General features: G+C 46.9%; 11 protein-coding genes. 9 read left to right on the forward strand and 2 right to left on the reverse strand.

All coding sequences use genetic code 11. The annotated features are described in order from the left end of the window. Positions 1-200: 200 nt before the first annotated feature. The 4 genes from AB4482_RS15765 to AB4482_RS15780 all read left to right on the forward strand — a co-directional run bounded on the left by AB4482_RS15765 (position 201) and on the right by AB4482_RS15780 (position 4,166). Positions 201-467: a DUF4212 domain-containing protein gene (locus AB4482_RS15765; protein ID WP_010435433.1), complete on the forward strand. Its 267-nt coding sequence runs from the start codon at positions 201-203 to the stop codon at positions 465-467. A 10-nt stretch (positions 468-477) separates the two neighbouring features. Next, entirely contained in the window at positions 478-2,181 is a 1,704-nt protein-coding gene (locus tag AB4482_RS15770) for a sodium:solute symporter family protein (RefSeq protein ID WP_017062715.1), read from the forward strand. 200 nt (positions 2,182-2,381) lie between these two features. Beyond that, positions 2,382-2,768, forward strand: coding sequence for a hypothetical protein (locus AB4482_RS15775; RefSeq protein ID WP_017062714.1), 387 nt, complete (start codon positions 2,382-2,384; stop codon positions 2,766-2,768). A 12-nt stretch (positions 2,769-2,780) separates the two neighbouring features. Further along, positions 2,781-4,166: a class II fumarate hydratase gene (locus tag AB4482_RS15780; protein WP_372111385.1), complete on the forward strand. Its 1,386-nt coding sequence runs from the start codon at positions 2,781-2,783 to the stop codon at positions 4,164-4,166. Between the two features lie 122 nt (positions 4,167-4,288). Here AB4482_RS15780 and AB4482_RS15785 read toward each other — a convergent pair whose 3' ends face one another. Further along, complete coding sequence (locus tag AB4482_RS15785) at positions 4,289-7,720, reverse strand: PAS-domain containing protein (protein WP_372181170.1); 3,432 nt, start codon at positions 7,718-7,720, stop codon at positions 4,289-4,291. Positions 7,721-7,838: 118 nt separating this feature from the next. Beyond that, a complete protein-coding gene (locus AB4482_RS15790) occupies positions 7,839-9,035 on the reverse strand; it encodes a 3-phenylpropionate MFS transporter (RefSeq protein WP_017062710.1) in 1,197 nt (398 codons plus the stop codon). 232 nt (positions 9,036-9,267) lie between these two features. Here AB4482_RS15790 and AB4482_RS15795 point away from each other — a divergent pair, with 232 nt between their 5' ends. The 5 genes from AB4482_RS15795 to accB all read left to right on the forward strand — a co-directional run bounded on the left by AB4482_RS15795 (position 9,268) and on the right by accB (position 15,210). Beyond that, on the forward strand, positions 9,268-11,100 hold the full coding sequence (locus AB4482_RS15795; RefSeq protein ID WP_017071170.1) for a DUF294 nucleotidyltransferase-like domain-containing protein: 1,833 nt from the start codon (positions 9,268-9,270) through the stop codon (positions 11,098-11,100). Positions 11,101-11,110: 10 nt separating this feature from the next. Further along, positions 11,111-11,743, forward strand: a complete 633-nt coding sequence (locus tag AB4482_RS15800) for a 3'-5' exonuclease (protein WP_017062708.1) — start codon at positions 11,111-11,113, stop codon at positions 11,741-11,743. 218 nt (positions 11,744-11,961) lie between these two features. Then, positions 11,962-13,911, forward strand: a complete 1,950-nt coding sequence (acs, locus tag AB4482_RS15805) for an acetate--CoA ligase (protein ID WP_009844693.1) — start codon at positions 11,962-11,964, stop codon at positions 13,909-13,911. 322 nt (positions 13,912-14,233) lie between these two features. Next, on the forward strand, positions 14,234-14,683 hold the full coding sequence (gene aroQ / locus AB4482_RS15810; RefSeq protein WP_010435475.1) for a type II 3-dehydroquinate dehydratase: 450 nt from the start codon (positions 14,234-14,236) through the stop codon (positions 14,681-14,683). A gap of 74 nt (positions 14,684-14,757) precedes the next feature. Continuing rightward, positions 14,758-15,210: an acetyl-CoA carboxylase biotin carboxyl carrier protein gene (gene accB / locus AB4482_RS15815; protein WP_372170840.1), complete on the forward strand. Its 453-nt coding sequence runs from the start codon at positions 14,758-14,760 to the stop codon at positions 15,208-15,210. The last annotated feature ends 12 nt before the right edge of the window (positions 15,211-15,222 follow it).

Here is a 15,222-nt window from a genome sequence, read left to right on the forward strand (position 1 = left end):
TAACATCACATTTTTCTATGGTTATGTCTCCTAGCTCCCATATTTCAGTACATTAGCGCTAATACCATCCCGACTAAAGTTGCACAGATCCCTTGACTTATCCTTGCTACATTCTAAATCGTAACATTACGTTAACACGCTATTTTACAAAACGGTTTCACAAAAACAGTTTCTACGAAAACGGAATAAAGGAGAAGGCAATGGCGTTCGAATCTACGGAACATGCTCAAGCCTACTGGAAGGAAAACTTGGGAATTATGGGAACACTGCTCGCGGTCTGGTTTGCGGTGTCTTACGGCGCTGGCATCTTATTTGTGGATGCCCTCAATACCGTTCAGTTTGGCGGGTTCAAGCTAGGATTTTGGTTCGCTCAGCAAGGTTCGATATACACCTTCGTGGCGCTGATATTTATTTACGTTGTCCGCATGAATGCGCTCGACAAAAAATACAACGTACAGGAAGACTAGAGGCTAGAACATGGATATTCAAACTTGGACGTTTATTCTCGTCGGTATTACTTTCGCGGTATATATCGGCATCGCAATCTGGGCTCGTGCAGGGTCTACTAGTGAGTTCTACGTTGCTGGCGGTGGTGTACACCCAGTAGCAAACGGCATGGCGACCGCCGCTGACTGGATGTCGGCAGCATCATTCATCTCAATGGCAGGTATCATCTCATTCGTTGGTTACGACGGTGCGGTTTACCTAATGGGTTGGACAGGTGGTTATGTACTACTTGCGCTATGTTTAGCACCTTACCTACGTAAGTTCGGTCAGTTTACGGTTCCTGATTTCATCGGTGAGCGTTACTACTCGAAAACGGCACGTATGGTAGCGGTATTCTGTGCAATCTTCGTATCGTTTACGTACGTTGCAGGCCAGATGCGTGGTGTGGGCGTTGTATTCTCTCGTTTCCTAGAAGTTGATATTAACCTAGGCATCATCATTGGTATGGGTATTGTGTTCTTCTACGCAGTACTAGGTGGCATGAAAGGCATCACTTATACGCAGGTAGCTCAATTCTGTGTCCTCATTTTCGCCTTCCTTGTTCCAGCAATCTTTACCTCAATCATGATGACAGGTAACCCACTTCCACAAGTTGGTATGGGCTCTACGCTATCAGGCACAGATGTTTACCTTCTTGATAAACTGGATGGACTGACCGAAGAACTCGGATTTACCGCCTATACCGAAGGTAACAAGAGCATGGTAGATGTATTCTTCATCTGTGCGGCTCTAATGGTCGGTACTGCGGGTCTTCCACACGTAATCATTCGTTTCTTCACGGTACCAAAAGTACGTGATGCTCGTATCTCAGCGGGTTGGGCACTACTGTTCATCTCATTGCTATACACAACAGCACCAGGCGTTGCAGCATTCGCTCGTGTAAACATGATCGAAACAATCAACGGCCCTGACATGCAAGGTGTCGCTGCAGCGGACGCACCAAGCTGGTACAAAAACTGGGAAAGCACTGGCCTAGTAGGTTGGGAAGATAAGAACGGCGATGGCAAAATGTTCTACTCGGGCGATGAGCGCAACGAGATGAAGATTAACCGTGACATCATCGTACTGGCTTCTCCAGAGCTAGCGAAACTACCAAACTGGGTTGTAGCACTGCTTGCAGCCGGTGGCCTAGCAGCCGCACTATCAACAGCCGCGGGTCTACTATTGGTCATCTCAACGTCGATTTCACATGACTTGTTGAAGAAAGGCTTCAGACCAAACATGACCGACAAGCAGGAGCTGTTAGCCGCTCGTCTGGCAGCCATGGTCGCGATTGTCGGTGCCGGTTACTTAGGTATTAACCCACCAGGCTTTGTAGCACAGGTAGTAGCGTTTGCCTTCGGCTTAGCCGCAGCATCCTTCTTCCCAGCGATTATCCTAGGTATCTTCTACAAGAAGATGAACAAGGAAGGCGCAATTGCAGGTATGTTGTCAGGTATTGCCTTCACAGCAAGCTACATCATCTACTTCAAGTTCATTAACCCAGCAGCAAGCACACCTGAAAACTGGTGGTTTGGTATCAGCCCAGAAGGCATCGGTACGCTAGGTATGTGTCTAAACTTCGTAGTATCGATTGCTGTAAACAAAGTAACTGCTGAAGTACCACAAGATGTACAAGATATGGTTGAGAACATCCGTTACCCGAAAGGTGCAGGTGAAGCTCACGACCACTAAGCACGACCACTAAACAAAGATGTTTAGCAAAAAATGAATCAGTACTTACATTGTAGGGATTAGGTACTGACTCCAGAAAGCCGATACTTCGTGTATCGGCTTTTTCTTTTTCTGCTCACTTTATAAAAAGATAAACAAAGGGTTGTTTTTAAAACTTTATTTGATAATAATTATCATTAACATCCAATAAAGAGATGCAGATGATGATGAAAGAGCAGCAGGTTCTCTATTCGAGATTTTACAAAGCACAGGATCGCTTTGCTTCATTAGAACAAGTTCAAGGCCATGAGCCGTTTGTAATTCGAGAGTATATCGAGTGTGCACTGACGCTTTCGGCTTACTATGAAAAGCATGCCGCTCAAGAAAACATCTTGTTGTGCGAGCTGTATCTACGCCAAGTTTTCTTTCATTTGATTGAAGCGATTGAGTCTCCTCAGCGCAGTTTCGCCTTTCGTCATATCTGCCTAGACTCTATTCACTCACCACTATTTTATTTGAAGCGCCACTACTGCCAGCAACCTCAAGGCCAAGCGCGTTTTTTGAATCTCAGCCAAACACTACAACAAGTCCAAGCCCCACTTGGCTAACAAGGATAGAACATGACCCTACAATTTCGGATTGAAAAAGACAGCATGGGCGAAGTGAAAGTCCCTGCCGATGCGCTATACCAAGCACAAACTCAGCGTGCAGCGGATAACTTCGCGTTTAGCTCTCACAAGATGCCGACCAGTTTTATTCAAGCACTGGCGTTAATTAAACAGGCAGCGGCAGATACCAATGCTCAGTTAGGTCTACTGGAAGGTGATATTGCCAACGCGATAGCCGAAGCCAGCCAAGAGATCATTGAGGGTAAACACCTCGATCAATTCCCTATCGATGTCTACCAAACCGGTTCAGGTACCAGTTCCAACATGAATGCCAATGAAGTGATTGCTACGCTTGCCTCAAGAAGCTTGCAAGGCGACGTGAACCCCAATGATCACGTCAACATGGGCCAAAGCAGTAACGATGTGGTGCCAACCGCAATTCAAGTGAGCGTTGCTTTGATGGCTGAAAATAAGCTATTACCTGCATTAACTCACCTTTCTGAAGCACTCACTATCAAGCAACAGGAACTTGCAGAGGTCGTGAAGACCGGCCGCACTCATCTAATGGATGCGATGCCAATGACCTTTGCTCAAGAGCTAGGTGGTTGGAAATTTCAGATAGAACACGCTAAGCAAGCAATAGAGAACACCCTGCCCGCTATCAAGGCTTTAGCACAAGGTGGTACTGCGGTTGGAACAGGGATCAATGCTGACCCACGCTTTGCCGATAAGTTTGCGAGTAACCTGTCTCAATCGACAAAGATCAGTTTTAGCTCGAGTGAAAACTTCTTTTTTAGCCTCAGCAGTCAAGACGCGATCGTTGCGCTGTCAGGTCAGCTCAAAACGGCAGTAGTTGCGATCATGAAGATCTCAAACGATCTTCGCTGGATGAACTCTGGGCCGTTGGCTGGCTTAGGGGAAATTGAATTACAGGCTCTACAACCAGGCTCATCGATCATGCCTGGCAAGGTAAACCCTGTGATTCCAGAAGCAGCGGCTATGGCGGCGGCGCAAGTCATTGGCAACGACACCACCATTACCGTAGCTGGACAATCAGGTAACTTCCAACTGAATGTGATGCTGCCAGTGATTGCTCATAACGTTTTAGAAAGCATTGAGTTGTTGGCAAACAGCTCAGTCGCTTTAGCGGACAAAGCCATCGCGACCTTCACTGTGCGCCAAGATAACCTCGATTTAGCCTTGTCAAAGAACCCAATCCTAGTGACCGCACTTAACCCTGTGATTGGCTACTTGAAGGCGGCTGATATTGCCAAGAAAGCCTATAAAGAAGGCTTACCAATTCTGGATGTAGCAGAAAGAGAAACCGATCTTAGCCGAGAAGAGCTCAGCAAGCTGCTTGATCCAACCACACTGACACAAGGTGGTATTGCTGGTTAGTTATTGAATTAAAAAACGAATAGTACTTCGTAAAATAACAGAGACAAAAAAGGCCTCATCTGAGGCCTTTTCACTATCTGCTCACAAATCCGAACGTGTTAATCCGAACCTATTAATCCAAACTAGCTAACTCGATTCAAGACCGCTCTTAACTTGAGTGGCTTCACTGGCTTGGCAATAAAGCTAAAGCTGTTGGCCTTTATCGCTGCCAACATGTCATCGGTTCTATCGGCACTGATGATGACCCCTTCAAAAGAATCCCCAAGGCGCAAGCGACACTGTTGTAGGACTTCGAGACCCGTTCTGCCATTATCTAAACGGTAATCAGAGAAAATTACATCAGGCAGCCAACCCTCATCTAGGCACTGCAAGCTTTCGACCAAATCAACCGCCGTCTTAACCTCACAGCCCCAACGTCCGATCAGGTTTTCCATACCGACTAAGATTTCTCGTTCATTATCGACACACAATATCTTGAGATGTTCGATGTCGCTGGTCGCCATTGGCGTCGAAGCTTGCACAACCGGAGCCACTTTTTCCGCTCGAGCCAAGGTGATGGAAAAGACACTGCCTTGGCCCGGCCATGAGCGCATCGAAATTTGATGGCCAAGCACATGAGCAATACCTTTCGAAATAGCCAGCCCTAACCCCAATCCTTGATCGGCTCGTACTTGGCTACCACGAGTAAACTCCTCAAAGATCTCTTGTTGCTTGTCTTCATCGATACCGGTTCCGTTATCCCACACATCAATTCGAACCTGTCCATTGACTCTTCTCGCACCCAGTACCACTTTCCCTTCCGGGTTGTAGCGGAACGCATTGGTCAAAAAGTTCTGAATCACACGCCTCAACAGCTTAGGGTCTGAATGAATGAACAATGACGACGGAATCATCTTAAACTCAATTTTCTGTTGTCTCGCTAGAGCGCTAAATTCCGCGTTCAAATTGGTTAATACGTCATGCACGGCAATCGCGTGAATGTTGGTTTCTAACTTTCCGGACTCCAATCGAGAGATATCCAGCAAGTCACCAATCAAATCTTCTGCGGCGCCAAGTGCACTCTCGATGTGAGATGACAATTGCTTCACCTCTTGCTCTTTTGCCACCTCAGACAGTGACGAAGCAAATAGACGTGCGGCATTGAGCGGCTGCATCAAATCGTGGCTTACCGCGGCTAGAAAACGACTCTTAGATTGTGATTCTTGATCCGAAATCTGCGTGGCTTTTACCAAGCGATGGTTAAGCTTTTCGAGCTCTTGAGTTCGCTCATGCACTCTCGATTCCAAGCTTTCATTGGCATCTTTTAGCGCTTGCTCTGCTTGTCGGAATACCGTGATGTCGGTAAAGCTCATCACAAAACCACCACTTGGCATTGGGTTACCTTGCACCTCAATCACTCGACCATCAGGACGAATACGAGAAGAGGTGTGTCGTGTTCCTTGCTCAAGGTGATAAACACGGCGGCGAACGTGATCTTCCGGGTCACCCGGGCCACACAAACCTTGTTCAGCATTATGACGAATCACATCTGAAATGGGTCGACCAACCTGAATCAAGCCAGCAGGGAACTCAAACAGTTCTAAGTAACGTTGATTCCACGCCACCAGCCTCATTTGTTTGTCGATTACTGCAATACCTTGGCCAATATGTTCAATCGCGCCTTGCAGTAAACCACGGCTGAAGTCGTACAGTTCCGAAGCTTCATCCACGATGGTCGCGACTTCTTCAAGCTGCATGTTTCTTCCCTGTAAAGCGGAAGTAAGTACTAACTTAGCAGACGAAGCACCGAATACTCCGGCGAGCACGCGCTCTGCGTGTCGAATCAGACTTGCAGGCGCTTGTTGATTAGGAAGCAGCGGCTGACCGTGTTGTTGCCAATAGCTGTGTAAGGCACTTTTCGCACGTTTGCGACCCACAAAACGCGACGCCAGCATCTCTAATTCAGCGACCGTCACTCGGTTCTGGTAAAGGCTGATATTCTCGTTTTCAGGCAGCGGCGTGCCAACAAATGCTGCTGATTGTAAGCGCTCACTTAGGCTTGGGCGAGTCGTCATCGAAACCACGGCATAGCACAAGGTATTAAGTACAATACTCAGCACAATGCCCCAGTTTGAACTGCTGATATTCCAGCTACTGAGCAGTTCTGGCGGCGTGATAATCCACAGTAAAAGGTTACTGTCACTGTCGCCAGCCAACATGCTGGTTTGGCTCATCAAGGTAATCAGCCAAATCAACGAGCCCACCATTAAGCCGACATACACGCCCTTGCGGTTACCCGGGCGCCAGTACAAACCACCAATAAGTGCTGGCGCGAATTGAGCAATCGCAGCAAAGGAAAGAAAGCCAATCGCTGACAGTGAATGGATGGTATCGAGCGCCTGATAAAACAGCCAAGCACCCAGTAACAGCAGTAAAATTAGCCCGCGGCGAATCACCAATAGCAGGCCAGAAAAGTGTCGATGGGTTCTTTGAGTTAGGCGCATACGGCGCAGTAACAATGGCATCACTAAATCATTCGACACCATGATCGCCAAGGCGATGGTCGACACTATCACCATGCCACTTGCCGCAGACGTACCACCAAGGAAAGCCAGCAAGGCAATGTGATTAGCGCCTTCTGACATTGGCACACTGATCACATAGGTATCCGCTGGCATACCAGTAAGTAGTCCTTGTCCTGCCCAAGCAATTGGCAGCACGAACAGTCCCATCAAAATCAGGTAAAGCGGAAACAACCAACGAGCGGTATGCAGGTCTTGAGGACGTTCGTTCTCTACCACCATGGTATGGAACTGGCGTGGCAGACAGACAATCGCCAACATGGTTAAAACGGTATGAATAATTAAGGTCGGAATATTGGGTGATTCGTAGGTGGAAGCCGCCACATCAAGCAAGTCGATCTTGTCGCTGCTCATCGCCAGATACATGATGAATAGGCCAACGATCAGGAATGCCGCGAGCTTAACGATGGATTCAAACGCCACCGCCATCATCATGCCACGGTGATGCTCTGTGTTATCAATGTGTCTTGTACCAAACAGCATGGTGAAAATAGCCAAAGCACCGACCACAAACCAAGACACATGATAGTCCTGATAACCGAAGTCAGCCGCTAGGTTGGGTGCAACAATATCCAACCCCATGGTAATACCACGCAGTTGCAGAGCAATATAAGGAAGGATACCAACCACGGCGATAACCGTCACCGCCACCGCTAAGCCCTGAGATTTTCCATAACGAGCCGCGATAAAGTCGGCAATGGAGGTGATATGTTCCCGCTTCGCAATCAGGATCAGCCGCGCCAAGATCCGCCAGCCTAGTGTAAAGACTAGAATCGGGGCGAGGTAAATGGGTAAAAAAGACCAAGGGTTGTTACTCGCCTGCCCGACCGTTCCATAGAAGGTCCAAGAGGTACAATACACGGCAATCGAAAGGCTATAGATCCACGGGCGCCAACGCGATAGCCAACGAACCTGCCTGTCTCCATACCAAGCGATCAGAAATAACACGCCCAAGTAGGCTAAAGAGACTGGAATTACTATCCATCCTTGCATTGAAAACCCTTTTTTCATCCATAAAAAAACCTCTCCATAAGGGAGAGGTTTCATTTAACTAAGGATGGGTGATTAACTCAATCGCATCGCTTAAATTCTGTGCTTTAGACTCTAATTATCAGCATTTGCTGTGAGATTCTGACTGTTCCGAATCTGATTGATTAATCTCAACCACTGAACTTCTTTCATCCAACTTAATGAACAGAGCAAGTGCACCCATTGCAGCCATGCCCCAGAAGATATTTGCGCCCCAAAGCTCATAACCCCAACCACTTAAGGTGGTCATCAGTGCAATAAAGGCACCTAATGGAATCGCGTTATACAGGGCTTGTAGCGCAACCATCTTGTTTTGTTCTTCAGATTGGATGTATTGAATCGCGGCGATGTGTGCCATGGCAAATGTCACACCGTGCAGCAACTGCACCATCACCAGTGCAAAAATCGCCGTGGTTGATGCGGTTATACCCCAACGCGCCATCACCCCAATAGCCGCGACGACAAACAAAGTACGCAGTGACCAGCCTGAGAATAATCGCTTACTCAGAGCAAATACGGCCACTTCAGCAACAACACCTAAACTCCACAAATAACCGATGATAGCTTCTGAGTGACCCGCTTCTTTCCAATAAATCGCACTAAAACTGTAGTAAGCCGCATGACTACCTTGCAGCAGCGCCATCAAGGCTAAAAACTTTACCACTGACGACTCACGCAGCAGTTCACCTAGTTTTGGTCGCGCCGCTTGTTGCTCAGATTGTGTTACTGGCATCACATTGGGGTTTCTCATCGCAAGAATCAATGACAGCAACACACCGGCAAGCGCAGTATACAAAATCATGTCAGTGCCGAATTGTGCCACCAAATAGCCAACAACCGTTGAACCTGCGATAAAGGCAATTGATCCCCAAAGACGAGTTCGGCCGTAGTCGAGCATTTTCAAACGACTGTAATGGTTAGCCATCGCATCAGAAAGAGGAATGATCGGCCCACAACAGAGGTTAAACAGTACCGTTGCCAACAACATCAGTATAAAGCTGCCACCGGTGAAGAAGTGGAAACCGACAAACAGCAGCGCAGCGAAACTCAAACAGCGTAGCGCTGGCATCAAGTGTTCCACTTTATGGATACGCGGCGTAATCACTAAGTTGGCCACACAACGAGTCGCAAAGCCGATACCAATCAATACGCCAATATCACCAGCAGACACGCCTTGGTCTTCAAACCACAACGCCCAAAATGGCAAATACACGCCATACGCAAAAAAGAAACCAAGAAAATACTGAGAGATCCAGCCATAGGGTGAAGGGCTAAACATAAATGACCTATAAAGTGTGCGGAAAAAGGCAGCACCAATTATGCCTATCTCGCATACGATGAAAAAGGGAATTATTACTGGGATAGTATTCCCATATTCAATGGGTCTGGATATCGCATTTCAACAAGAGATTTCACGCTCATCAATACTCATACTCGCATTTAGACTAAAGTCGTCTGGAGCTTCGCTGGTATTTTGTCAGACTGATTAAAGACTCCCATTTCTTCTTGTGATGCTTATGCCTGACAAATTTAATATGCAGCACCCGCCCTTCGATAGCCTGTCCGACGCCGAACAGTTGAAGCTTCGCTCTTCATTAGACGTGGTGTATTACCGCTCTCAAGAAGTGATACTGGAAGCTGAAAGGCCGAGCCGACACCTGCATATTTTGATCAAAGGAGCTGTTGAAGAGCGCGCGAGCAGTGATGGTGAGATTTACGCACACTATGCCAATGACGATATTTTTGATGTCCGCAGCCAGTTTGAACCCCACACCAAACACCAATATATCGCACTCGAAGATACATTAAGTTATCTGCTGCCCACCGATATTTTTCTTGAGCTTTACCACGCCAATGGCCAATTCGCTGCCTACTTTGATAGCAACCTATCAACACGAAAAGCTTTGATAGAAGCCGCCCAGCAGCAACAGAATCTTGCCGAGTTTATATTAACCAAAGTGGATGACTCTATCTATCACCCACCACTGATACTTGAACCAAACCAACCGATCAACCAAGTCACTCAAACCCTTAAAGAACAAGGGTTAGACTCGGCCCTAGTCCATTTGGAACATAATGATCCAAAAGCTTTTGGATCATCATGTTCCTTACCGTATGGAATCGTCACTCGAACCAATTTATTGCATGCTGTGATGCTCGATAATTTCACACTGGATGCGCCTGTCGGTGAGATCGCAACGTTTCCGGTGATGCACGTGAACCAAGGCGATTTCTTATTTAACGCCATGATTACCATGACCAGAAATCGAGTAAAAAGGTTGATGGTTTGTGATGGTAAAAATGCGGTCGGCATGGTGGATATGACACAGATTCTCAGTGCATTCTCCACACACTCCCACGTTCTTACTTTGCGTATTGCGCGCGCCACCAGCGTTGAAGAATTGGCAATGGCATCCAACAAACAACGTCAACTGGTCGAGAGCTTGCTCAGTAATGGGATTCGCACACGCTTTATCATGGAGCTGATTTCTGCGGTCAACGAACAGATCATAGAGAAGGCTTTTGAGTTGGTGATCCCACCTGCACTGCATAATCATTGCTGCCTAATCGTGTTGGGTTCCGAAGGCCGTGGGGAACAAATTCTCAAAACCGATCAAGACAACGCGCTCATAATTCAAGATGGCTTGGAGTGGCATCAATGCCAAAGTGCCATGAACGACCTCACTCATACCCTTCAACAATTGGGTTACCCACTGTGCCCGGGCAACGTGATGGTCAACAATCCGAAATGGGTGCATTCAGAGCAAGAGTGGAAACAAACCCTTACCCATTGGGTAAAAAAAGCCACGCCAGACACCGTGATGGATATCGCGATCATGGCAGATGCACACGCAGTAGCGGGGAATAGAGAGTTATTAAAACCTGTAAAGCAGCACCTCAGTGATTTAATGCTCGGACAAGAATTGATTCTGACGGAGTTCTGCCGCCCGGCGCTGAACTTCTCAGTTCCCCTGACCCTGTTTGGTAATGTGAAGCAATCCAAGTCCGGACTCGATATCAAACAAGGCGGTATTTTCCCTATCGTGCATGGTGTGAGAGCGCTTTGCCTAGAACATGGTGTCACGGTCAACAACACTTTCGAACGCATTGAGCAGCTGGTCAGCAAGAAAGTATTAGAGCAAAGTACTGCCGATAATCTCAGTGAAGCACTCAAGCAATTCTTTAAGTGGCGCTTAGCCCAAAGGCTTTCTCAGCAGCACAGCAGCAACAAGATTAACGTCAAACTGATGGAACGAGCAGACAGGGATCTGCTTCGTCATAGCCTGCACGTGGTGAAGAAATTCAAGCAATGGCTCGGCTACCACTATCAGATACGGGATTAGGCATTGAACGATGAATAGGTTGGTTCGCTATTACTGGCATCACAAGCTCAAAGGCTCCCTCTATCAGCCTCTGTTTACTGCGCCTATTGATCATGAATATGTATCGCTCGATTGTGAGACCACCAGCCTAGATCCCAATCAGGCAGAATTAGTTACCATTGCCGCGACCAAGATCATCGGTAACCGAATCATTACCAGCCAACCTTTTGAAGTCCGGTTGCGCGCCCCCCAATCGCTCGATTGCAATTCAATAAAAATCCACCGTATCCGTCATCAAGATCTAAAGCACGGCATCGAAGAAAAACAGGCTTTAATCGAGCTACTGAACTTCATTGGAAATCGTCCTTTAGTCGGCTATCACATCCGCTATGATAAAAAAATTCTCGACCGCGCCTGTTTAAAACAGCTTGGATTTCCACTGCCTAACCGATTAGTCGAAGTGAGCCAACTCTATCAAGACAAACTCGAAAGACAGCTGCCCAATGCCTATTTTGATCTCAGTATGGACGCCATCTGTCGCCAACTCGATTTACCTATCCCGGTCAATAAACATGATGCATTACAAGACGCTATCTCCGCTGCGCTGATCTTTGTGCGCCTGAAACATGGTGACCTTCCCCGTTTCAACTCTTCTTATTCTTAATTCAACCACTGGCGCTTCACATAGAGAGCAACATCTCAAAATTGAACTTAACTCGCTATTTTGTAAGTGAAAAGCAGCGTCTCATCCTAAAGTCTAATTGTGGAAATCGCCGTCCTAGCCGAGAGTGATAACACAAAGACGGTTCTGTAATAGACCTAGAAACTGAACACAAAGGAAGTTGCCAGTTCATTAGGAATGTAGGCACAAGGAGAGATGCAATGAGTGAAGCCCACGTTTATCCGGTAAAAGAAAATATTAAATCAACCACACACGCGGATAATGACACTTACCTAGCCATGTACCAGCAATCTGTTTCTGACCCTGAAGGCTTTTGGGGTGAACACGGAAAAATCGTTGATTGGATCAAACCTTTCACACAAGTAAAAAACACTTCTTTCGACCCTGGCCACATTGATATTCGCTGGTTTGAAGATGGCACGCTTAACGTTTCGGCTAACTGTATCGACCGCCACCTTGCTGAGCGCGGTGATGAAGTCGCTATCATCTGGGAAGGCGATGACCCGGCAGATGATAAAACTCTAACTTTTAATGAACTGCATAAAGAAGTGTGCCTGTTTTCGAATGCTCTAAAAGAGCAAGGCGTGCGCAAAGGTGATGTGGTTTGTTTATACATGCCAATGGTGCCAGAAGCGGCAGTAGCCATGCTGGCGTGTACCCGTATCGGTGCGGTTCACACAGTCGTATTTGGTGGTTTCTCACCAGAAGCACTGTCTGGTCGTATTATCGATTCAAATTCTAAAGTCGTTATCACTGCCGATGAAGGCGTGCGTGGCGGCCGTGCTGTTCCACTGAAAAAGAATGTCGATGAAGCACTGACGAACCCTGAAGTGAAAAACATCGAGAAGGTTGTTGTATTCAAACGCACTGGCGGTGATGTGGCATGGCACGAACATCGCGATGTGTGGTGGCACGATGCTATTGCTAATGTATCTGCAGATTGCCCACCAGAAGAGATGAACGCAGAAGATCCACTATTCATCCTTTATACGTCAGGCTCAACAGGTAAACCTAAAGGCGTTATGCACACCACAGGTGGCTACCTTGTTTATGCTGCGATGACCTTCAAATACGTATTCGATTACCAAGAAGGCGAGACTTTCTGGTGTACAGCCGATGTGGGTTGGATTACCGGTCACACATATCTTGTTTACGGACCGCTTGCTAATGGCGCAAAAACGATTCTGTTTGAAGGCGTGCCAAATTACCCGAACACCAGCCGCATGAGCGAAGTGGTCGATAAGCACCAAGTTAATATTCTTTATACGGCGCCAACGGCTATTCGTGCATTGATGGCGAAAGGCAATGAAGCCGTTGAAGGTACTTCTCGTGACAGCCTAAGAATCATGGGCTCAGTGGGTGAACCTATCAACCCAGAGGCGTGGGAGTGGTACTACAAAACAATCGGTAATGAGCAATCTCCAATTGTTGATACATGGTGGCAAACAGAAACGGGCGGTATCTTGATTGCACCGCTACCAGGCGCAACAGACCTGAAACCGGGCTCTGCAACTCGTCCATTCTTCGGTGTGCAACCGGCACTGGTTGATAACATGGGTAACATCATTGAGGGTGCAACAGACGGCAACCTAGTGATTCTTGACTCTTGGCCAGGCCAAATGCGTACCGTTCATGGCGATCATGACCGCTTCGAACAGACTTACTTCTCGACCTTTAAAGGCATGTACTTCACCAGTGACGGCGCTCGTCGTGATGAAGACGGTTACTACTGGATTACGGGGCGTGTCGATGATGTACTTAACGTATCAGGTCACCGTATGGGTACTGCTGAGATTGAATCGGCTCTAGTCGCGTTCGATAAGATTGCAGAAGCCGCGATTGTGGGCATCCCTCATGATATTAAAGGCCAAGCGATTTACGCTTACATCACGCTGAATGATGGTGAGTTCCCAACCGCAGAGCTTCATAAAGAAGTAAAAGACTGGGTACGTAAAGAGATTGGCCCAATTGCAACGCCAGATGTACTGCACTGGACCGACTCTCTACCAAAAACTCGTTCGGGTAAAATCATGCGTCGTATCCTGCGTAAAATCGCGACTGGCGATACAGGTAACCTAGGTGATACCTCGACACTGGCCGACCCAAGTGTGGTTGATAAGCTGATTGCCGAGAAAGCAGAACTGGCATAAGCAACCAGTCACAGCAGCTAATCACTGTTTAAAACAGCACTTTCTAAACCGTCACCTATGTGGCGGTTTTTTTATGGCTGATCTTGATCTCAAATATCCCGCCCCAAATTAAGGCTAAGACGCTTTTTTGTTAAGTTGGTAACAATTCCAAGCTGTATCAATAGGAGATTAGACCAGTAAATTGCTGCGATTTGCGCTGAATTAGCTATAATCTGGTTCTAATTTTTAAATTTGGGTTTTTCTCACTGGAAATTAACCGCAAATTTTCAATAAAATGGCAACATTCACGTTCGTAAACACGATAAAGGAAGATAGCCCCACGATGTCTACAAAGTTTCGCATTCTAGTTTTAAATGGCCCAAACCTTAACCTGTTAGGCCTTAGAGAGCCTGCACACTACGGTTCTCAAACACTTGACCAGATTATTAGCTCACTGACCGAGCAAGCGAAAGCACACGATGTTGAGCTATCTCACTTACAGTCAAATCGTGAGTATGAACTGATTGAAGCGATCCATAGTGCTTATCAAAATGTTGATTTTATTATTATCAACCCAGCAGCCTTTACACATACCAGTGTGGCTCTGCGTGATGCACTACTTGGCGTTGCAATCCCATTTATTGAGGTTCATCTATCGAATGTTCACGCGCGTGAACCATTCCGTCACCACTCTTACCTATCTGATAAAGCAGAAGGTGTGATTTGTGGCTTAGGTGCCCAAGGTTATCAATTTGCTTTGACCGCTGCGCTCAGCAAGCTCAACTCAAAGTAAATATAAACAACGAACTATTACTAACCTACTCAGTCATAGAGTAAGTTCAATTAACAGATAAAGAGAAAGAAACAATGGATATTCGCAAAATCAAAAAGCTAATCGAATTGGTTGAAGAGTCTGGTATTTCTGAGCTAGAAATCTCTGAAGGTGAAGAGTCAGTACGAATCAGTCGTAACAGCACTGCACCTGTAGCACCTGTTCAATATGCAGCTGCTCCAGCACCTATAGCGGCAGCAGCTCCTGCGGCGGTACCTGTAGCAGCAGAAGCAGCGGCTCCTGCAGTTCCAGCTGGTCACCAAGTTCTTTCTCCAATGGTTGGTACTTTCTACGGCGCTCCAAGCCCAGACGCAAAACCATTCGTTAAAGTTGGTCAATCTGTAACGGCTGGCGAAACGCTATGTATCGTTGAAGCAATGAAAATGATGAACCAAATCGAAGCTGATAAATCTGGTGTTGTAACAGCTATCCTAGTTGAAGACGGTCAACCAGTAGAATTCGACCAAGCTCTAGTAATTATCGAATAATAGAGAGCACTC

The organism is Vibrio sp. 10N.222.55.C7, assembly GCF_041473335.1.
GTDB lineage: Bacteria > Pseudomonadota > Gammaproteobacteria > Enterobacterales > Vibrionaceae > Vibrio > Vibrio crassostreae_C.

What these genes read in the sequence shown, in the direction of transcription:
- AB4482_RS15765 (WP_010435433.1), top strand. Translation starts at nt 201, where the DNA reads ATGGCGTTCGAATCTACGGAACATGCTCAAGCCTACTGGAAGGAAAAC.
- AB4482_RS15770 (WP_017062715.1), top strand. Translation starts at nt 478, where the DNA reads ATGGATATTCAAACTTGGACGTTTATTCTCGTCGGTATTACTTTCGCG.
- AB4482_RS15775 (WP_017062714.1), top strand. Translation starts at nt 2,382, where the DNA reads ATGATGATGAAAGAGCAGCAGGTTCTCTATTCGAGATTTTACAAAGCA.
- AB4482_RS15780 (WP_372111385.1), top strand. Translation starts at nt 2,781, where the DNA reads ATGACCCTACAATTTCGGATTGAAAAAGACAGCATGGGCGAAGTGAAA.
- AB4482_RS15785 (WP_372181170.1), bottom strand. Translation starts at nt 7,720, where the DNA reads ATGCAAGGATGGATAGTAATTCCAGTCTCTTTAGCCTACTTGGGCGTG.
- AB4482_RS15790 (WP_017062710.1), bottom strand. Translation starts at nt 9,035, where the DNA reads ATGTTTAGCCCTTCACCCTATGGCTGGATCTCTCAGTATTTTCTTGGT.
- AB4482_RS15795 (WP_017071170.1), top strand. Translation starts at nt 9,268, where the DNA reads ATGCTTATGCCTGACAAATTTAATATGCAGCACCCGCCCTTCGATAGC.
- AB4482_RS15800 (WP_017062708.1), top strand. Translation starts at nt 11,111, where the DNA reads ATGAATAGGTTGGTTCGCTATTACTGGCATCACAAGCTCAAAGGCTCC.
- acs (WP_009844693.1), top strand. Translation starts at nt 11,962, where the DNA reads ATGAGTGAAGCCCACGTTTATCCGGTAAAAGAAAATATTAAATCAACC.
- aroQ (WP_010435475.1), top strand. Translation starts at nt 14,234, where the DNA reads ATGTCTACAAAGTTTCGCATTCTAGTTTTAAATGGCCCAAACCTTAAC.
- accB (WP_372170840.1), top strand. Translation starts at nt 14,758, where the DNA reads ATGGATATTCGCAAAATCAAAAAGCTAATCGAATTGGTTGAAGAGTCT.